Source organism: Phenylobacterium sp. (genome assembly GCF_036723115.1).
Lineage (GTDB): Bacteria > Pseudomonadota > Alphaproteobacteria > Caulobacterales > Caulobacteraceae > Phenylobacterium.
On sequence record NZ_DAIMHV010000005.1, the window covers coordinates 33,592 to 52,869 of the forward strand.

At 69.7% G+C, this 19,278-nt stretch carries 19 protein-coding genes; 15 read left to right on the forward strand and 4 right to left on the reverse strand.

Annotation, left to right across the window (positions count from 1 at the left end; translation table 11 throughout):
* Positions 1 to 86 precede the first annotated feature (86 nt).
* Entirely contained in the window at positions 87 to 617 is a 531-nt protein-coding gene (locus V7D28_RS01325) for a D-glycero-alpha-D-manno-heptose-1,7-bisphosphate 7-phosphatase (protein ID WP_333585550.1), read from the forward strand.
* Here the strand turns inward: V7D28_RS01325 and V7D28_RS01330 are convergent, their stop codons facing one another.
* Entirely contained in the window at positions 618 to 1,841 is a 1,224-nt protein-coding gene (locus V7D28_RS01330) for a CaiB/BaiF CoA transferase family protein (RefSeq protein ID WP_333585551.1), read from the reverse strand.
* Positions 1,842 to 1,934: 93 nt separating this feature from the next.
* On the opposite strand from V7D28_RS01330, the gene V7D28_RS01335 reads away from it, so the two are divergent.
* Positions 1,935 to 3,101, forward strand: coding sequence for an acyl-CoA dehydrogenase family protein (locus V7D28_RS01335; protein WP_333585552.1), 1,167 nt, complete (start codon positions 1,935 to 1,937; stop codon positions 3,099 to 3,101).
* Complete coding sequence (locus V7D28_RS01340) at positions 3,098 to 3,877, forward strand: enoyl-CoA hydratase/isomerase family protein (RefSeq protein WP_333585553.1); 780 nt, start codon at positions 3,098 to 3,100, stop codon at positions 3,875 to 3,877. The genes V7D28_RS01335 and V7D28_RS01340 overlap by 4 nt, the downstream gene beginning before the upstream one ends.
* 72 nt (positions 3,878 to 3,949) lie before the next feature.
* On the opposite strand, the gene V7D28_RS01345 is transcribed toward V7D28_RS01340, so the two are convergent.
* The gene (locus tag V7D28_RS01345; RefSeq protein ID WP_333585554.1) at positions 3,950 to 6,070 is read right to left on the reverse strand and encodes a M3 family metallopeptidase; all 2,121 of its coding nucleotides are present in this window, start codon (positions 6,068 to 6,070) and stop codon (positions 3,950 to 3,952) included.
* 154 nt (positions 6,071 to 6,224) lie between these two features.
* Here V7D28_RS01345 and V7D28_RS01350 point away from each other — a divergent pair, with 154 nt between their 5' ends.
* The 4 genes from V7D28_RS01350 (at position 6,225) to V7D28_RS01365 (ending at position 9,096) form a co-directional block, all read left to right on the forward strand.
* Complete coding sequence (locus V7D28_RS01350) at positions 6,225 to 7,076, forward strand: glutamate racemase (protein ID WP_333585555.1); 852 nt, start codon at positions 6,225 to 6,227, stop codon at positions 7,074 to 7,076.
* A gap of 179 nt (positions 7,077 to 7,255) precedes the next feature.
* A complete protein-coding gene (locus V7D28_RS01355; protein WP_333585556.1) occupies positions 7,256 to 8,176 on the forward strand; it encodes a hydrogen peroxide-inducible genes activator in 921 nt (306 codons plus the stop codon).
* 72 nt (positions 8,177 to 8,248) lie between these two features.
* Complete coding sequence (locus V7D28_RS01360) at positions 8,249 to 8,797, forward strand: PadR family transcriptional regulator (protein WP_333585557.1); 549 nt, start codon at positions 8,249 to 8,251, stop codon at positions 8,795 to 8,797.
* Positions 8,794 to 9,096: a DUF2218 domain-containing protein gene (locus V7D28_RS01365; RefSeq protein WP_333585558.1), complete on the forward strand. Its 303-nt coding sequence runs from the start codon at positions 8,794 to 8,796 to the stop codon at positions 9,094 to 9,096. The genes V7D28_RS01360 and V7D28_RS01365 overlap by 4 nt, the downstream gene beginning before the upstream one ends.
* On the opposite strand, the gene rraA is transcribed toward V7D28_RS01365, so the two are convergent.
* Positions 9,093 to 9,569 (reverse strand): ribonuclease E activity regulator RraA, encoded by a 477-nt coding sequence (gene rraA, locus V7D28_RS01370; RefSeq protein WP_333585559.1) that lies wholly within the window; start codon positions 9,567 to 9,569, stop codon positions 9,093 to 9,095. The genes V7D28_RS01365 and rraA overlap by 4 nt on opposite strands.
* Positions 9,570 to 9,755: 186 nt before the next feature.
* Here rraA and V7D28_RS01375 point away from each other — a divergent pair, with 186 nt between their 5' ends.
* The 8 genes from V7D28_RS01375 (at position 9,756) to V7D28_RS01410 (ending at position 18,961) form a co-directional block, all read left to right on the forward strand.
* Positions 9,756 to 11,234: an AMP-binding protein gene (locus tag V7D28_RS01375; protein ID WP_333585560.1), complete on the forward strand. Its 1,479-nt coding sequence runs from the start codon at positions 9,756 to 9,758 to the stop codon at positions 11,232 to 11,234.
* A 160-nt stretch (positions 11,235 to 11,394) separates the two neighbouring features.
* Complete coding sequence (locus tag V7D28_RS01380) at positions 11,395 to 12,579, forward strand: thiolase domain-containing protein (RefSeq protein ID WP_333585561.1); 1,185 nt, start codon at positions 11,395 to 11,397, stop codon at positions 12,577 to 12,579.
* A 5-nt stretch (positions 12,580 to 12,584) separates the two neighbouring features.
* Positions 12,585 to 13,001, forward strand: a complete 417-nt coding sequence (locus V7D28_RS01385; protein WP_333585562.1) for a Zn-ribbon domain-containing OB-fold protein — start codon at positions 12,585 to 12,587, stop codon at positions 12,999 to 13,001.
* A 223-nt stretch (positions 13,002 to 13,224) separates the two neighbouring features.
* Positions 13,225 to 14,868 (forward strand): peptide ABC transporter substrate-binding protein, encoded by a 1,644-nt coding sequence (locus V7D28_RS01390; protein ID WP_333585563.1) that lies wholly within the window; start codon positions 13,225 to 13,227, stop codon positions 14,866 to 14,868.
* A 31-nt stretch (positions 14,869 to 14,899) separates the two neighbouring features.
* Positions 14,900 to 16,591 (forward strand): murein biosynthesis integral membrane protein MurJ, encoded by a 1,692-nt coding sequence (murJ, locus tag V7D28_RS01395; RefSeq protein ID WP_442957883.1) that lies wholly within the window; start codon positions 14,900 to 14,902, stop codon positions 16,589 to 16,591.
* 163 nt (positions 16,592 to 16,754) lie between these two features.
* Positions 16,755 to 17,789: a tryptophan--tRNA ligase gene (gene trpS, locus V7D28_RS01400; RefSeq protein ID WP_333585564.1), complete on the forward strand. Its 1,035-nt coding sequence runs from the start codon at positions 16,755 to 16,757 to the stop codon at positions 17,787 to 17,789.
* Positions 17,790 to 17,844: 55 nt separating this feature from the next.
* Positions 17,845 to 18,318, forward strand: a complete 474-nt coding sequence (locus tag V7D28_RS01405) for a universal stress protein (protein ID WP_333585565.1) — start codon at positions 17,845 to 17,847, stop codon at positions 18,316 to 18,318.
* A gap of 73 nt (positions 18,319 to 18,391) precedes the next feature.
* The gene (locus V7D28_RS01410; protein ID WP_333585569.1) at positions 18,392 to 18,961 is read left to right on the forward strand and encodes a NifU family protein; all 570 of its coding nucleotides are present in this window, start codon (positions 18,392 to 18,394) and stop codon (positions 18,959 to 18,961) included.
* Here V7D28_RS01410 and V7D28_RS01415 read toward each other — a convergent pair.
* Positions 18,958 to 19,278 (reverse strand): hypothetical protein (locus tag V7D28_RS01415; protein WP_333585566.1); only part of this gene is annotated, 321 nt, incomplete at its 5' end. The two genes, V7D28_RS01410 and V7D28_RS01415, sit on opposite strands and share 4 nt — an antisense overlap.

Consider the following 19,278-nt stretch of genomic DNA (forward strand, 5'->3'; position numbering starts at 1 on the left):
ACTCCGGATGTTGCGGCAAGACCATAGACCGCAGGGGCCGCCTTGTGAAACAACCGCGCCGCCAAACGCCGCGCAAGAGCCAGACCATGCCCGAATTCGTCGAAAGGCCGATGCGACCCGCCCTGTTCCTGGACCGGGACGGGGTGCTGAACATCGACCACGGCTATGTCTCCCGCTGGGAGGACTTCGCCTGGGTGGACGGCGCCCGCGAGGTGGTGGCGGCCTTCAACCGGGCCGGCTGGTGGGTCTTCGTGGTCACCAACCAGTCGGGGATCGGTCGGGGCTACTATACCGAAGACGACATGCACGCCCTGCACGCCCGCATGGGTGAGGACCTGGCGCGGGACGGGGCGCGGATCGACGCCTTCTACTGGTGCCCGCACCATCCGGACGCCGCCGAAGCGCGCTATCGCCACCCCGACCCGCCTGACCGCAAGCCCAATCCCGGCATGCTGCTCCGCGCCATGGCCGAATGGCCCGTGGACCGGGCGGCCTCGCTCATGATCGGCGACAAGGCGGGCGACATGCAGGCCGCCGCCGCCGCCGGCGTCCAGGGCGTCCTGTTCGAGGGCGGGGACCTGCGGGTCTTCCTCAAGGCCCAGGGCCTGCTGCCCTAGCTACTCCGGCGAAGTGCGCGCCCGGACCTCGGCGAAGACCTCTTCGGTCTGTTCGCCCAGGCGCGGGGGGTGGCGACGGATGTTGGACGGCGTCTTCTCGAACTTCACCGGCGGGCGGATGGCCTTGTAGGGGCCGAGGTGCGGATGGTCGTAGCGCTCGAAGAGGCCGACGGCGGCCAGGTGCGGATCGGCCTCCAGGTCTTCAAAGCGGTTGGTCTTCTGCACCGGGATGGACAGGCCCTTGAGCAGGTCCAGCCATTCGGCGGTGGTCTTGGTGGCGGTCACCTCCTCCACCAGGCCGTAAAGCTCGCGGGTGTGCTTGGCGCGCTGGGCGTAATCGGAGAAGCGCGGGTCCTTGGCCACGGTCTCGCCCCAGCCGGCCACGGCGAAGAACTGGTCCCACTGCCTGTCGGTATAGGGCAGCAGGCCGATATAGCCGTCCTGGGTGCGGAAGGGCTTGCGGTTGGGATTGGTCACCCGCTGGTAGGACCACTGGCCGGTGGGCGGCTCATAGGCGTGGTCATAGAGGTTCTCCACCAGGTTGAAGCTGGTGACGCATTCCAGCATCGGCACCTCGACGAACTGGCCTTCCCCGGTGCGCTGGCGATGGAAGAGGGCGGCGGTCACCGCCTGGGCCATGAAGAGGCCCGAGACCTTGTCGGCCACCAGGGTCGGCAGGATGCGCGGAACCTCGTTCCCATCGGTGCGCGGCAGGAGATCGGCGAGCCCTGAGGCCGACTGAATCAGGTCGTCATAGGCCGGCTCTCCGGCATAGGGCCCCTCCGCGCCATAGCCCGCGGCATGGACATAGACGATATCGGGCCGGATCTTCTTCACCGCCTCATAGTCCAGGCCCAGGCGCTTGAGCCCCTCGTAGCGGATGGAGGCGGCGAAGACGTCGCAGGTGGCGATGAGCGCTTCCAGGGCCGGGCGCAGGGCGCCGTCGCGCAGGTCCACCAGGACGGAGCGCTTGTTGCGGTTGATGGTCAGGAAGATGGGGCCCAGGTCCCGCGGGGCGCCTTCGGGCACATGGCCCGCCCAGCGCATGATGTCGCCCCCGTCGCCGCGGCCCGAGCCGGGGTCCTCCAGCTTGATCACATCGGCTCCCTGGTCCCCCAGAATCTGGGTGGCGTAGGCGCCGAAGACCACGCTGGTCAGGTCCAGGATGCGCAGGCCCTTGAGCGGGCCGGTGGCCTCCGCCGCCAGTTGCTTGCCTTCCGCCACGGCGATCCTCCCTTATGGTTCTCGCCGGTGTTTATGCTGCGCCGGAGAGATCGCGCCAAGCGACGAGACCGCATGACGTAGAGGGAGGAGGCCATGGAATTTCAGCTGTCCGACGAGCACAGGATGCTCAAGGAGCTGACCGCCCGGTTCGTCCGCGACGAGCTGACGCCGCTGGAGGCCGGGGTCCTGGCCCGGGAGGCCGAGGGCAAGGGTCTCTACCTGGCCCCCGAAGAGCAGGCCCGCCTCGACGAGGTCTCCAAATCGCTCGGCCTGTGGGGCCTCGACGCGCCGGAGGATGTGGGCGGGTCGAACCTGCCCTATGTGGCCATGGTGGGGGTGGGCGAGGAGATGGGCCGCACCATCGTCCCCTACACCCTGCCGCCCGACAGCCCGAACCTGCGCATGCTGATGGCCACGGTGAACGAGCGCCAGCGCGAGGCCTATCTGGCGCCCTATGTGCGCGGCGAGACCGTCTCGGCCATCGGCATTTCAGAGCCCGGCGCCGGCGCCGATCCGGCGGCCATGACCACCAAGGCCGTCCGCGACGGGGACGACTGGATCATCAACGGCCGCAAGATCTGGATCACCCGGGCCGCCGACGCCGACTTCACCATACTGATGGCCGTGACCGACACCGAGAAGAAGGCCCGCGGCGGCGTCTCCGCCTTCCTGGTGGATCGCGACGCGCCGGGCTTCAACGTCCTGCGGCGCATCCCGATGATCGGCGGGCAATACACCTATGAGGTGGTCCTGGAGGACTGCCGGGTGGAAGGCTGGAAGCTGCTGGGCCAGGAGGGCGCGGGCTTCGCCCCCATGCAGATCCGGCTGGGCACGCGACGCATCGAAATGGCCGCCTGGTCCATCGGCATGGCCCAGCGGGCGCTGGACATGATGGTCGAATACGCGCCCCAGCGGTCCACCTTCGGCGCGCCGCTGTCGGAGCGCCAGGCCATTCAGTGGTGGGTGGCCGATGCGGCGACCCGCATCCATGCGGCCCGGCTGATGACCTATGACTGCGCCTGGAAGCTGGACCAGGGCCGCGACACCCGGGTGGAGATCTCCATGATCAAGGCCTACGCCACGGAAATGGCATGGGAGGTGGTGGACCACGCCATGCAGACCTTTGGCGCCATGGGCATGACCAAGGAGCTGCCCCTGCAGCTCATGGCCTCGCGCCTGCGCACCATGCGCATCTATGACGGCCCCACCGAAGTCCATAAGTGGGTGGTGGCCCGCAATCTTCTGGGAACCCGCAAATGAGCAGCAAGGCCGACCATCTCGTCATCAGCGTCCAGGACCATGTGGCCCAGCTGATCTTTCACAGGCCGCCGGCCAACCATGTCTCGGTGGAGCTGGTCAGCGACATCGCCGACACCCTGCTGGCCTTTGATCGCGACCCGGCGGTGCGCGCCACCGTGCTGGCCAGCGAGGGCAAGCCCTTCTGCGCCGGCGCCGACCTCGCCTCGCCCACCGGCATCGGCGGGGCGGGCATGGGCGGAGTCTCGGAGCTCTATGATCAGGCCGTACGGCTGTTCTCGGTGGAAAAGCCGGTCGTCGCCGCCGTCCAGGGGGCGGCGGTGGGGGCGGGCCTGGGCCTGGCCCTGGTGGCCGACTTCCGGGTGGCCTCGCCCGAGGCGCGGTTCTCGGCCAATTTCGTCAAGCTGGGCTTCCATCCGGGCTTCGGCCTCACCCACACCCTGCCGCGGGTGGTGGGCGCCCAGCGGGCCGATCTGATGTTCCTCACCGGGCGTCGCATCCGCGCCGACGAGGCCCTGGCCTGGGGCCTGGTGGACCAGCTGGTCCCCCATGAGGAGCTGCGCCAGTCGGCCTTCGCGCTGGCCGCCGAACTGGCGGAGAACGCCCCCCTGGCGGTGGTCGCCACCCGCAGGACCACGCGGGCGGCGCTCGCCCAGGCGGTGCGCGCGGCCACCGCCCACGAGCACGAACAGCAGACCCTTCTGCGGGCCACCGAGGACTTCGCCGAAGGGGTGCGCGCGGTGAACGAGCGCCGCCCGGGACAGTTCAAGGGGCGGTGAAGTCGAGCCCCGCCGCCTCATGCGCAGGCGCCAGCGCAGCGCGCCTCGAAGCCCGCTGCGCGCCTCGCCCCGTCAGGTGACCGGGAAGCCCTTGTTCCGCAGATAGGCGCCCACATCGGCGTCGCGGCCCCGGAAGGCCCGGTAGGCTTGCGTCTGGTCCACCGTGTCGCCCACCGACAGGACGTGGGCGATGAGGCGCTGAGCCACGGCCTGGTCGTACATGCCGCCCGGCGCCTCCATGAAGGCCTCGGTGGCGTCCTGCGACAGCACCTCGGCCCAGAGGTAGGAATAATAGCCCGCCGAATAGCCGTCCGAGGAGAAGATGTGGGCGAACTGCGGCGTGCGGTGGCGCATGGGCAGCTCGGCGGGCATGCCGAGCTTGGCCAGCTCCTCGCGCTCGAAGGCGTCGGGATCGATATCGGCGTCGCCGGCCAGGTGCAGCTTCATGTCGATCAGGGCCGAGGCCATGAACTCGGTCACCTCGAAGCCCTGGCGGAAGGTCGAGGCGCGCTCGATCTTGTCCGACAGCTCCTGGGGCATGGGCTCGCCGGTCACATGGTGCAGGGCGAAGCGGTTCAGCACCTGGCGGGTGGGCAGCCAGGCCTCGAGCACCTGGCTCGGGAACTCCACATAGTCCCGCGGCACCCGGGTGCCCGACAGGCTGGGATAGGTGACGTTGGACAAAAGCCCGTGGATGGCGTGGCCGAACTCGTGGAACAGGGTGGTGGCGTCGTCCCAGGAGATCAGCACCGGCTGGCCCGGCGCGCCCTTCACGAAGTTGGAGTTGTTGGAGACGATGGGGGTGATGGTCTGATCCATCCTCTGCTGGCTGCGATAGGCGTTCATCCAGGCGCCCGACCGCTTGCCCGCCCGGGCATAGGGGTCGAAGTAGAACAGGCCCAGATGTTCGCCCCCGCGGCGGACCTCCCAGACGCGCACGTCGGGGTGATAGACCGGCAGGCCGGTGACCGGCTGGAAGTCCATGCCGAACACGTCGCTGGCGACCCAGAACATGCCGTCCACCAGCTTGTCGAGCTGCAGATAGGCCTTCACCTCGTTCATATCGAGGTCGTAGCGGGCCGCCCGCACCTTCTCGGCATAGAAGCGATAGTCCCAGGGCTCGATCTTGACCCCGCCCTTCTCGGCGTCGGCGATGGCCTGCATCTCGGCCACCTCTTCGGCCACCCGGGCGGTGGCCGCCGGCCAGACGCGCAGCATCAGCTCCATGGCCGCCTCGGGCGTCTTGGCCATGGCGTCTTCCAGGCGCCAGTGGGCGTGGGTCTCATAGCCCAGCAGCTTGGCCCGCTCGGCGCGAAGCTTCAGGATCGTCTGGATGACGCCGTTATTGTCATGGGCGTCGCCATTGTCGCCGCGGCTGTAATAGGTCCGCCAGACCTTTTCCCGCAGGTCCCGCCGCTCCGAATAGGTCAGGAAGGGATCCATGGAGGACCGGGTGTTGAGGATGGCGAACTCGCCTGGACGGCCCCGCTCCTCGGCGGCGGCGGCGGCGGCGGCGCGGACATCGGCGGGCAGGCCGCGCAGTTCGGCCTCGGTCTTCAGATAGAGGACGTAGTTGGTTTCATCGGCCAGCAGGTTCTGGCTGAAGGTGGTGAAGGCCTGGGCCAGTTCGCCGTTGATCTGGGCCACCCGGGCCTTGGCGGCGGGGTCAAGCTTGGCGCCGGCGCGGACGAAGCGGTTCCAGTAGCGCCAGGTCAGCCGCGACTGCTCGGGCGTCAGGCCGGCGGCCTCGCGGCCCTCATAGACGGCCTCGATGCGCTGGAAGAGCCGGGCGTTCTGCAGGATGGCGTCCCCATGGGCGGCCAGCTTGGGCGCCATGGCCGTCTCGACAGCGCGCATCTCCGGCGTGGAGAGGGTGCCGCCCCAGATGCCGTAATAGGTGGTGACCCGGTCCAGGGCCTGGCCCGAGCGTTCCAGGGCCGCGATGGTGTTGTCGAAGGTCGGCGCGGCGCGATTGTCGGCGATGGCCGCCACCTCGCGCAGCTCCTCGGCCATGGCCGCCTCCAGCGCCGGGGCGAACTCGGCCACCTGCACCTTGTCGAAGGCGGGTACGCCGCCATAGGGGCCGGTCCAGGGCGCCAGCAGGGGGGCGCCGGTGGCGGCCAGGGCGGGAAGCGGCAGGGTCGCAGCGCCGAGGGCGGCGGTGGAAACGACCATGAACATGCGCCGGTCCATGAAAACTCCGAGGCTTGAAAGGGATTTGGCGGCGACCTTAGTCATTCCCGGCGCCACGTCACATGACAGGGTTGTAATGTTACGTCGGCCCCAGGTCCATCAGCCTGCGCCATCCCCCCTGGCCTCAGGGACGGACGAGGGCTAATCCCCCTCCATGGCCATCGGCGTCTTTGATTCCGGAGTGGGCGGCCTGACCGTCCACCGCAAGCTGGTCGAGCGCTTTCCCAGCGCCGACCTCGTCTATCTGGCCGACCAGGCCAACGCCCCCTATGGCGGCCGGCCGGGCGAGGAGATCGTGGAGCTGACCCGGGCCGGGTGCGAGCGGCTGTTCGCCGCCGGCTGCGACCTAGTCGTGCTGGCCTGCAACACCGCCTCGGCCATCGCCCTGCGACGCCTGCAGCAGACCTGGCTGCCGGTCCGCCGGCAGGAGCTGGGCCGTCCGGTGAACGTGCTGGGGCTGATCGTGCCCACCATCGAGGCGGCCACGGGCCTTCCCTGGGAGCATGAGGCCGAACGGCGCGGCGACAAGGTGGAGAAGCTGGACGTGCTGGCGGTGTTCGCCACCCCGGCCACGGCGCTCAGCCGCGTCTATGAGATCGAGATCGACAAGCGCCGCCAGGACGTGGCCGTCTTCGTCGAGCCCTGCCCCGATCTCGCCCGGATGATCGAGACCAACGCCGGGGCGGTGCAGTTGGCCGCCGAGGTGGAGAAGCATGTGGCCCAGATCACCGCGCGGATCGGACGGGCCCCCGACCGGGCCATTCTCGGCTGCACCCACTACGAGATCATCGCCGATATCTTCCGCGCCGCCCTGCGGCCGGGCACGCCGCTGATCCACCAGCCCGACGCCACCGCCCAGGCCTTGGCCGCCTATCTGGAGCGCCACCCGGAATATGACCCGGGCGCCGGCGGCGGTCGGCTGTTCCTGACCACCGGCCGTCCCGGCGCTCAACACGACCTGGTGGAGACCTTCTGGGAAGCGCCCCTGCGGTTCGACCCAGCCTAAGCAAAAGGCGGCCAAGGGGTATCGGCCCGGACACGCGCGGGGATGGGGGGACGCGGCGCCTCCGAGCCTTGCGGCGGGCCGTGGGAGAGCGCCCGCCTGTGACCGCGATACGGTCGCGAAAGACCAGGGTCCAATCGATAATAATTGAAACTTCTATAGGCGCAAACTATGTTCGCCCCATGCTGCCCACCATCCGCCAACTCCAGTACCTCAAGCTCCTGGCCGAGCACGGCGCTTTCGGGCGCGCCGCCGAGGCCGCCCATGTGACCCAACCCACCCTGTCGGCGGGGATCCAGGAGCTGGAGAAGACTCTGGGCGCTCCGGTGGTGGACCGGGCCCGCACCGGGGTGATCCTCACCGAGGTGGGCGAGGCGGCCCTGCGCCGGGCGGGCGTCATCCTCAATGAGGCCGAGGAGATGGTCCAGGAAGCCCACCGGGCCGGCCAGCCCCTGACCGGCCGCTTCCGCCTGGGGGTGATCCCCACCATCGCCCCCTTCCTGTTGCCCCGGGCCCTGCCGGCCCTGCGCCAGCGCTATCCGGCCCTGCGGCTCTTCCTGCGGGAGGACCAGACCCAGCGGCTGATCGCGGGCCTGAAGGCCGGCCACCTGGACGCGGCCCTTATCGCCCTGCCCTATGACACCTCGGGCCTGGACTACGCCCATGTGGCCGATGACGAGCTGGTGGCCGCCCTGCCGGCCAATCATCCGCTGACCCAGATGAGCGCCACGCCCCCCGATGAGCTGACCAGCGAGGAGCTGATCCTGCTGGAGGACGGCCACTGCCTGCGCGAACACGCCCTGGCCGCCTGCGGCCTGAAGCCTCCGCGCCTGTCGGCCGATGACAGCGGCGGCTTTGCGGCCACCTCCCTGCCGACCCTGGTTCAGATGGTGGGGTCGGGCCTGGGAGTCACCTTCCTGCCGGCCATGGCGGTGGAGGCGGGGCTGACCGACCAGGTGGCCGTCGCCATCCGCCCCCTGGCCACCGCCCATCCCAGCCGCGAGATCGTCGTGGTCTGGCGCGCCGGCTCCAGCCGGGCGGCCGAGGGGCGGCTCCTGGCCGACATCATGCGCGCCATGCTGGCCCAGACGCACCTGGCCTAAATCCCGCCCGCTCTTGACGCCGGCCGCTTTCGATATATCTATTGTTTCGACATATCGAAATAGGATCGAAACATGCATCGACACTTTGGATGGCACGACCATCGCCGGGGCAGCCGGCACGGCTTTGGCGGCATGGGCGGCGGCCGGGGCCGGGGCGGCCCGCGCCTGGGCCGCTTCCTGGAGCACGGGGACCTGCGCTTCGTGCTGCTGGCCCTGATCGAAGAGGCGCCGGCCCATGGCTATGAGCTGATCCGCACGCTCGAGGCGCGCTCCGGCGGGGTCTATCGGCCGAGCCCCGGCGTCATCTATCCCACCCTGTCCCTGCTGGAGGACGAGGGGTTCGTGGTCCAGGCCCAGGGCCAGGGCGCGCGCAAGCTCTATGAAATCACCCCCGAAGGCCGCCAGGCCCTGGAGCCCCAGCGCCCCGCCGTGGCCGCGGTCTTCGCCCGCATGGGCGAGGGCGGCGACGACGCCGGCCGCTACCGGATCCGCCGGGCCATGGAGAATGTGAAGACCGCCCTGAAGCTGCGCGCCGCCCGCGGCCTCGATGAGGCCCAGACCGAGGCGATCTGCGCCATTCTGGACGAGGCCGCCGGCCGCATCGAAAAGGTGGCGCCATGAGCCCCGGCGCCGCCCGCTCGCAGGCCAGCGTGGTCACCGCCCACGCCCGTCGCTACATGATCCAGCTCTGCAAGCACTTCGGGCACAAGGTCCAGGCGCGGTTCGACGACGAGACCGGCGAGATCGCCTTCGACGGGGGCGTCTGCCGCCTGGGCGCCGGCCCCGTGGCCCTGGACCTGGAGATCGAGGCGGCCGGCGCCGAGCTGCGGGCCAGGCTCGAAGGGGTGATCGACAGCCACCTCAGGCGATTCGCCTTCCGCGAGCCCGACCTGTCGGTCAACTGGCGACCCGCAGCCTAATCCCTTAGCACCACCACCCCGTCGGCGTCGGCGAACAGCCGATCGCCCGGCCGGAAGATGACGCCGCCGAAGGCCACGGGAACGTCGATCTCCCCCAGGTCGCGGCGCACGCTGCGCAGGGGCATGGTCCCCAGGGCCTTCACGCCCAGGTCCAGGCCCGCAAGGACGGCGGCGTCGCGGACCGCCCCGTGGACCACCACCCCGGCCCAGCCGTTATCGACCGCGCTCTGGGCGATCAGATCGCCCACCAGGGCGCAGTTCAGCGAACCGCCCCCGTCCACCACCAGCACCGCGCCTTCGCCCGGGGTGGCCAGCAGGGCCTTCACCTTGGAGTTGTCCTCATGGCAGCGCACCGTGCGGACCGGGCCGGAAAAGGCCCGCCGCCCGCCCAGGTCGCGCATCTGCAGCCGCAGGACCTGGGCCCGGCCCTCGTTCTCGTCGGACAGATCGGCGGTGGAGACGGCGTCGGACATGAGAGCCCCTGAAGAGATGAAACGGGTCTGGTCTTAGCGCCTGGGGGCATGGTCTTCCAACCCCTTGCCAGGCCAGGCCCTGGCGAGGGAAACTCTTGCCGCCGCCGCGATATTGGGCGGCGCTTCATTTTCACCGACCCCGGCCGCGAAACGAGCCGCGGGCGACCTCCATTCAGGGAAGAGACCATGTCCGACGAGATGATTTCGCTGGGCGCCCGCCTGGCCGATCTGGCGCGCGAAAAGCCCGATGCGCCGGCGGTGTCCTGCGGCGACCAGACCCTGACCTACAGCCAGTTCCACCGCCGCACCAACCGCCTGGCCCGAGGGCTGAGCGCCCTGGGGGTGAAGCACGGGGACCTGGTGACCCTGGGCCTGCCCAACAGCATCGGCTTCGTGGAGGCCTGCTGGGCGCTCTGGAAGATCGGCGCCACCCCGCAGCCGGTGTCCTTCCGCCTGCCCAAGGCCGAGCTGGAGGCGATCATGGCGCTGGCCGCGACACCCATCGTCATCGCCGCCTTCGACCACGCCATCGACAAGCCCCTGGTCAATATCGACGACATCGCCGCCCGGGCCGACGACGACTCAGACCTGCCCGACGCCATCGCCCCGGTCTCCAAGGCGCCCACCAGCGGCGGCTCCACGGGCCGGCCCAAGCTGATCCTGGCCGGTCAGCCGGGCGTGACGGCCAAGGTCGCGCCGGAGGTGGGGGGCTGGCAGCTACGGGCGGACTCCGTCGCCCTGCTGCCGGCGCCCCTCTATCACAACGCCGGCTTCGGCATGATGATGTCGGCCATCAACATGGGCGCGCACATCGTGGTCATGCCCCGCTTCGACCCGGAAAAGACCCTGGCCGAGATCGAGCGGTGGAAGGCCACCTGGGTCTATATGGTGCCCACCATGATGAACCGGGTCTGGCATCTGCCGGAAGAGACCCGGAGCCGCTACGACCTGTCCTCCCTCCAGACCCTCTGGCACCTGGCCGCCCCCTGTCCGCCCTGGCTGAAGGAGGCCTTCATCCACTGGCTGGGGGGCGAGGTGATCCAGGAGCTCTATGCCGGCACCGAGGCCCAGGCCTCCACCGTGATCTCGGGAACCGAGTGGCTGGCCCACAGAGGCTCGGTGGGCAAGGTGCGCATGGGCGAGATGATCGCCATGAGCGAGGACGGAAAGCCCCTTCCCCCCGGCGAGGTGGGCGAGATCTACATGCGCCGGCCCGAGGGCGCGCCGCCCAGCTACAAGTATCTGGGCGCCACGGCCAAGACCCTGCCCGGCGGCTGGGAAAGCCTGGGGGACATCGGCTGGTTCGACGAGGACGGCTATCTCTATCTGGCCGACCGGCGCACCGACATGATCCTGGTGGGGGGCTCCAACGTCTATCCCGCCGAGATCGAGGCCGCCCTGGACGAGCATGAGGCGGTGATGTCCTGCGCGGTGATCGGCATCCCGGACGACGACCTGGGGAACAAGATTCACGCCATCGTCCAGGTCAGCCGACCCACGACGGAGGTGGAGCTGCGGGACTACCTGTCCACCCGGCTGGTCACCTACAAGCAGCCCCGAACCTATGAGTTCGTGGACGAGCCCCTGCGCGACGACGCCGGCAAGGTCCGCCGCTCGGCCCTGCGGGAGGCCCGCATCGCGGCGCTGAAGGCCCCGCAGGCCTGAGGCGCGCGACCATCGGGGCGGCGAGGCGGCGCGCCATCCGATCACCGGGTCATCGCTGGGCCATCACTGGGCCATCACTGGGCCATCACTGGGGATGACAGCCTGCCCGCGCGCGGATAAGGCGGTCCCCATTCATCGAAAACATAATCCGGGAAGGGACATGAGCATTAAAGGCAAGGCCTATATCATGGGGGCCTACGAGCATCCGCTCCGCAACGCCCCCGACAAGTCCACCCCGCAGATCCACGCCGAGTGCGCCAAGGGCGCCCTGGAAGATGCGGGCCTCACCAAGGACGATGTGGACGGCTATTTCTGCGCCGGCGACGCCCCGGGCTTCGGCGGCATGTCCATGATCGACTATATGGGCCTGCGGAACGTCCGGCACATGGACTCCACCGAGACCGGCGGCTCGTCCTACATCCTGCACGTGGGCCATGCGGCCCAGGCCATCGCCGAGGGCAAGTGCAAGGTGGCCCTGATCACCCTGGCCGGCCGGCCGCGCCAGAACCAGTTCGGCGGCTTCGGCGGCGGCGGCCGCCCCGGCCAGCTCACCGACGGCCCGCCCGAGGCCGGCTATGAGAACATCTACGGCGGCACCACCCACAACACCTACGGCATGTGCGCCATGCGCCACATGTACGAGTACGGCACCACCTCCGAGCAGCTCGCCTGGATCAAGGTGGCCGCCAGCCACCACGCCCAGTGGAACGAGCACGCCATGCTGCGCGACGTGGTCACGGTGGAGGACGTGCTGAACTCCCCCATGATCGCCGATCCGCTGCACCGGCTGGACTGCTGCGTGGTCTCCGACGGCGGCGGCGCCCTGATCGTCACCAGCCCGGAGATCGCCCGGAGCCTCAACCGGCCCAAGGTGAAGATCCTGGGCGCCGGCGAAAGCCCCAAGGGTCCCATGGGCGGCCACGATCTGGACCTGACCCATTCGGGCGCCCTGTGGTCCGGGCCCATGGCCTTCGAGGAGGCGGGCGTGAAGCCGGCCGACATGAAGTACGCCTCGATCTATGACAGCTTCACCATCACCGTGCTGATGCAGCTGGAAGACCTGGGCTTCTGCGAAAAGGGCCAGGGCGGCAAGTTCGTCGCCGACGGCAACCTGATCTCCGGCGTCGGCAAGCTGCCGTTCAACACCGACGGCGGCGGCCTCTGCAACAACCACCCCACCAACCGCGGCGGCATCACCAAGGTGATCGAAGCCGTCCGCCAGCTGCGCGGCGAGGCCCACCCCAAGGTGCAGGTCGAAAACTGCGATCTGGCCATCGCCCACGGCACGGGCGGGTCGCTGGGCACCCGCCACGGCTCGGCCACCCTCATCATGGAACGGGAGTAGGTCCCATGAGCGATACGAAAACCGCCCCCGAAACCACCCGCCGCAAGATCCCCGCTCCGCCGGTGACGGTGGAATCCAAGCCCTTCTGGGACGCCGCCGCCGAAGGCCGCTTCATGATCAAGCGGTGCAATTCCTGCGGCAAGGCCCACTGGTACCCGCGGGCCATCTGCCCGATCTGCTTCTCTGAAGACACGGTCTGGGAAGAGAGCCCGGGGGAAGGGGAGATCTACACCTTTTCGGTCATGCGCCGCTCGCCCGGCGGTCCCTACGCCATCGGCTATGTGACCCTGAATGAAGGCCCCGCCGTCCTGACCAACTTCGTGGACTGCGACTTCGATCAGCTGGCCATCGGCCAGAAGGTGAAGGTGACCTTCCAGGAGACCGAGAACGGCCCCCCAGTCCCGGTCTTCAGCCCCGTCTAAGGGGCCACGCAAGCGCCGTTAAGGGGGCGCGACGGACACGAAGGGATCGCGAAGGCCGCGAAGCGGGACCACCCCATCCTTTGCGCCCTTCGTGTGATCTTCGTGTCCTTTGCGCCCCCGCCTTTGGCCAGGGCTGCGCGCGGTCAGCCGTCCGCCCCGCCGGTGCTCGACAGGGCCAAGCCGGCTGTGCGCTTATGCGCGAAAGTTCCGGAGTCGCCGCCCCTTGCGCCCACCGCCGCTGCGCCTGCTCATTCCGCTCCTCGTCGCCCTGGCGCTTGCCGCCTGCCAGGAGGGGCCGAGCCGTCCGGCCTGTCCGGCCGGCCAGGTCTGCCTGGAGTTCGGCAACAACACCGAGCCGGCGACCCTGGACCCGCAGCAGTCCAATCTGATCGACGAGTTTCAGGTCATCGGCGACCTGAATGTGGGCCTGACCACCGACGCCCCGGACGGCACGCCCATTCCGGCCCTGGCCGAGCGGTGGGAGGTGAGCGCCGACGGTCTGGTCTGGACCTTCCATCTGCGCGAGGCGCGCTGGTCGGACGGAGCGCCCATCACGGCGGACGACTTCGTCTTCGCCTACCGCCGGATCCTCGCGCCGCAGACCGCCTCCATCTACGCCTACCTCGTCTTCCTGCTGAAGAACGGGGCGCAGGTGAACGCCGGCGAGGCCCCGCCGCAAGCCCTGGGGGCGCGCGCCCTGAACCCCCGGACCCTGGAGCTGACCCTGGACCATCCGGCGCCCTACCTGCCCGAAATGCTCAAGCACCTGTCCTTCTTTCCCGTGCCGCGCCACGTGGTGGAGGCCAAGGGCGAGGCCTGGGTGCGGCCTGGAAACTATGTGAGCAGCGGCCCCTACCAGCTCGTCTCCTGGCGGCTGGGCGAGTACATCGAGGTCACCCGGAACCCCTACTTCTGGGACGCCGACAAGGTCTGCGTGGACACGGTCCGCTACTATCCCACCCCCGACCAGGTGACCGCAGAGCGGCGGGTGGCGGCCGGCGAGCTGGACATCAACACCGGCTTTCAGTCCAACCGCCTCTCGCGCATCCGTGAGGCCATGCCCGGCTACGCCCGCACGCATATCTCGCTGGCCACCTCCTATCTGTCTTTCAACACCCGCGGCGTGCCCGCCTTCCGCGACCCGCGGGTGCGCAAGGCCCTGTCGGCGGCCATCGACCGGGACTTCATCACCGACAAGCTGCTGCGCGCCGGCCAGGTCCCGGCCTACGCCTTCGTGCCGCCGGGCACGGCCAACTATGTGGCCAGCGGCCCCCAGACCAGCTTCGCCGGCCAGACCCTGGAGGCCCGCCAGGCCCTGGCGCGGGACCTGCTGCGCCAGGCCGGCTATGGCCCCGAGTGGCCCCTGGAGGTGGAGATCAAGACCGGCAACACCCCTGACAGCACGCTGATGATGCAGGCTATCCAGGCCGACTGGCAGGCGGTGGGGGTCAAGGTGCGGCTGGTGCAGAACGAAGGGCAGATCGCCTTCGCCGCCTATCGGATGCGCGATTTCCAGGTGGGCGCCATGAGCTGGTACGCCGACTACAACGACCCCCTCACCTTCCTGGAGCTGCTGAAGTCCGACACCGGGGCGCAGAACTATGGCGACTACGCCAATCCGGCCTATGACGCCCTGCTGGCGGCGGCCAACGGCGAGCCGGACCTGGAGGCCCGGGCGCGCCTGCTGGCGGAGGCCGAGGCCCTGATGCTGTCGGAGGACGCCCTGGTCCCCCTGCTCTTCGTGGTCAACAAGGCCCTGGTGGCGCCCAGGGTCACCGGCTGGGTGGACAATATCGCCAACTTCCACCGCGCCCGCTGGCTGTGCGTGGCCGGCGCCGAGGCCCGCGCCGGAGCCCCGGACGCTTGACCGGCGCGCGGCGCAGGCCCAAAGGCGCGGCGTGAGCCAGAGCCCGCCCCTCGATTCCCCGCCTAACGCCGCCGCCGCGAGCGCGGCCCCGAGCGCGGCGCAAAGCCCTCCGCCGCGGCGGCCGGGCCTGCTCAAGTCGTCGGTGATCTTCGCCACCCTCACCCTGCTCAGCCGGGTCCTGGGCCTGGCCCGCGACCTGGTGGTCACTGCCCGCCTGGGCGCCAGCCTGACCATCGCCGCCGACGCCTATTACACGGCCCTGGCCTTCCCCAACCTCTTCCGACGCATCTTCGCCGAGGGCGCCTTCGCCGCGGCCTTCGTGCCCGACTACGCCAAGCGGCTGGAGGGCGAGGGCGAGGCCGAGGCCAATCGCTTCGCCGCCGACGCCGCCGCGGGCCTGGCGGCGGTGACCGTGGCCTTCTGCCTGGTGGTCCAGCTGGCCATGCCGTGGCTGATGTACGTCATCAATCCGGGCTATGTGGACGAGCCGGACAAGTTCCGCCTGGCGGTGATCCTGACCCAGATCACCATGCCCTACCTGCCCTGCATGGCCATTGCGGCCCTGTTCTCGGGCATATTGAACGCCCATGGCCGGTTCATCGTCTCGGGCTTCTATCCGACCATTCTGAACGTGGTCATGCTGGCCATCGTCTGGCCCCAGACCGAGCCCGTCACCGCGGCCTATGCGGCCTCCTGGGGGGTGCTGGTGGCGGGCGTCGGCCAGGCGGCCCTGGTCATCTGGGCGGCCCGCAAGTCGGGCGCTCGGGTCAGGCTCGTGCTCCCCCGGCTCACCCCGGAGATGAAGGCCCTGACGCGGCGGGCCATTCCTGCGGCCATCGCCAACAGCGCCACCCAGATCAACATCTTCATCTCCGGCATCCTGGCCTCGCAGGTGGCCGGCGCCCGGGTCTGGCTGAACGTCGCCGACCGGCTCTATCAGCTGCCCATGAGCCTGGTGGGGGTGGCCATCGGGGTGGCCCTGCTGCCCAGGCTCGCCCAGTCCCTGCGCCGCGGGGACGTGGCCGACGCCCGCGGGGCCATGGACCAGGGCCTGATCTTCGGCCTGGCGCTCAGCCTGCCGGCCGCCGCGGCCCTGATGGCCATGCCGGTCTATCTGATCGACGGCCTGTTCACCCGCGGGGCGTTCGTGGCCGCCGACGCCGCGGCCACCGGCGCCCTGCTCTTCCATTACGGCTGGGGGACGCCGGCCTTCGTCCTGCAGCGGATCCTGCAGCCGGCCTTCTTCGCCCGCGAGGACACCAAGACCCCCATGCGCTTCGCGCTCATCTCGGTGGCGGTGAACATCGTGGCCGGAGTCATCCTCTATCTGCTCATCGGCATTCCCGGCATCGCCATGGCCACCAGCCTGGCCGCCTGGATCGCGGTGATCCAGATGCTGCTGGCGCTCTGGCGGCGGGGGGACTACCGGCCCAGCCCCTGGGTGATGTCCAAGATCGCCCGCACGGCCGCCGCCAGTCTGGTCATGGGCGGGGCGCTGGCCGTGGCGGCGGCGCAGCGCGCGGCCATCGAGGCCGCCCTGGGGAGCCTCGGCCTGCCCCTGCTGGGCAGCAAGGAGGCCGGCGTGCTGATCCTGTCGCTGGCGGGGTTCGTCCTCTATGGGCTGCTGGTCTTCCTGTTCGGCGGGGTCACCCGGGCCGAGCTGCGCGCCGCCCTGACCCGTCGCGCCGGAACGCCGGCCGCCCCGCCCGCCGATCTCGCCTGAGCCAAGCCTTGCCAGGGCGGGCGGCGGCGACTATGCGCAGGGCCATGGCTTTTCCGGCTCGCAGAACCTGGCGATGGCGCCGCGCGTCCTGAACGCAGCCGCCGCCCATGCGGCGAGGCCTGCCGCCGGCCTGCCCTTTCATTCGTAGTCGAAGCCTGACCCCATGACCGACCAAGCCCCCGTCGCCTATAGCGGCCCCGAACGCGTGCTCTCCGGCGTCCAGCCCTCAGGCGCCCTGCATCTCGGCAACTATCTGGGCGCCCTGGTGAAATTCACGAAGCTGCAGCACGAGATGGACACCTTCATCTTCGTGGCCGACCTGCACGCCATCACCGTCTGGCAGGAGCCCGCCCGCCTGGCTGACCAGGTGCGCGAGATCACCGCAGCCTATCTGGCCTCGGGCCTGGACCCGGAAAAGGCCACCATCTTCCCGCAGTCCGCCGTGCCCGCCCATGCGGAGCTGGCCTGGATCTTCAACTGCGTCGCGCGCCTCGGCTGGCTCGACCGCATGACCCAGTTCAAGGAGAAGTCGGGCAAGCACAAGGAGCGCTCCAGCGTCGGCCTCTATACCTATCCGGTGCTGCAGGCCGCCGACATCCTGCTCTACAAGGCCACCCGCGTGCCCGTGGGCGACGACCAGCGCCAGCACCTGGAGCTGACCCGCGATATCGCCGCCAAGTTCAACCACGACTTCGGCGCCGAGGGTTACTTCCCCCTGCCCGAGGCTCTCACCCAGGGGCCGGGTTCGCGCATCATGTCCCTGCGCGACGGAAGCGCGAAGATGTCCAAGTCCGATCCGTCGGACAATTCGCGCCTCAACCTGCTCGATGAGCCCGATCTGATCGCCCAGAAGATCCGCAAGGCCAAGACCGACCCCGAGCCCCTGCCGGAAACCCTGGACGAACTGAAGGGCCGGCCGGAGGCGGAGAACCTCATCGGCATCTATGCCGCCCTGGACGGGCGCAGCGCCGAGCAGGTGCTGGCCGAGTTCGCCGGCCAGGGCTTCGGCGCCTTCAAGCCCAAGCTGGCCGATCTGGCGGTGGCTCGTCTGGGCCCCGTGGGCGACCAGATGCGCCGGCTGATGGCCGACCCCGCCGAGATCGACAAGGTCCTGGCCCGGGGGGCGGAGCGCGCCCGCGAGGCGGCCGCCCCGACCCTGGCCGAGGTCCGGCGGCAGGTGGGCTTCTGGGGCGCCTGAGCGCGTCGGCCGTCCGCCTCTTGCCGAACGGCGCGGGGCGGGCCACCGTCGCCCCATGAGCCAGCGCAAGTTCCTCGTCATCGCCGACGACACCCCGGAATTCCAGGTCGCCCTGCGGTTCGCCTGCCGCCGGGCGCGCTCCACCGGCGGCCATGTGGCCCTGTTGCGGGTGATCGAACCTGCGGTGTTCGAGCACTGGTCCGGCGTGCGCGACGAGATCGAGCGTCAGACCCGCGCCGAGGCCGAAGCCTTTCTGCAGAAGATGGCCGAGTTCGTCCTGGCCGAGACCGGCGCGCCGCCGGAATTCATCATCCTGAACGCCGAGAGCCCCCGCCAGGCGCTGAAAAGCGTCCTGGCCGACGATCCCGACATCAAGATCCTGGTCCTGGCCGCCGCCCCCCAGGGGCGCGGCCCCGGCCCCCTGGTCACCTCCATCGCCAAGGAAGGGGTCAAATGGGGCGGCCGCAAGCTGCCGGTGACCGTGGTGCCCGGCGACCTCACCGACGAGGAAATCGCCGATCTGGCCTGACGAGGCCGCAAGGCAATAACCAAGCATGGCCAGGGGTCTTGCGCGGCGGGCCTGAACACGCCAAATGAGCGGCATGTTCATCCAGACCGAAACCACGCCCAACCCCGAGGTGCTGAAGTTTCTGCCCGGCCGTGAGGTCGCCGGAGACGGCTCGCACGACTTCCGCACCCTGGACGAGGCCCAGGCCTCGCCGCTGGCGGCCGACCTGTTCGACATCGAAGGGGTGGAGCGGGTCTTCTTTGGCCCCGACTTCATCACCGTCGGCAAGGGTCCGCACCACGCCTGGCCTCATCTGAAGGCGCCGGTGCTGGCGGCCATCATGGACCACTTCACCTCCGGCCGGCCCCTGGTCGCCGGCGATGCGGGCCAGGGCGGCGAAGCCGAGCCGGTCTATGAGGGCGAGGTCGCCCAGATCGTCAGCGAGATCAAGGACCTGCTGGACAGCCGGATCCGCCCGGCCGTGGCCCAGGACGGGGGCGACATCGTCTTTTCCCGCTTCGAGGCCGAGACCGGCGTGGTCTGGCTGCACATGAAGGGCGCCTGCGCCGGCTGCCCCTCCTCCACCGCCACGCTCAAGTCCGGGGTGGAGAATATGCTCAAACACTATGTGCCCGAGGTGACCCGGGTGGAGCAGACGCTCTAGCGCGCCACGAGGGCCGACGTCAGGGGCCGGCGGCGGGCGACGTTGGTGGCCGACCAGACGAGAACCGAGGTCGAGAGCAATATGCCAGAGACCAGGCCGCCGATGGCCAGCAGGCCTGCAGGGGTCACGGACACCTTGGCGACCATGCGGGATTCCCCGATCCTGAGGCTTACGGCGGCTGTGTTCGACTTCGGACGGTCCATGGCGCTCTCCCTGGCTGCAGAAGCCAACCCCTGTCGCTGCGCCGCCGTTCCCGCCGCCTGCGCCGCAGTGCTTTCCAATCGCCTGCGGGCCTGATAGCGCCGGGCGCCCATGAT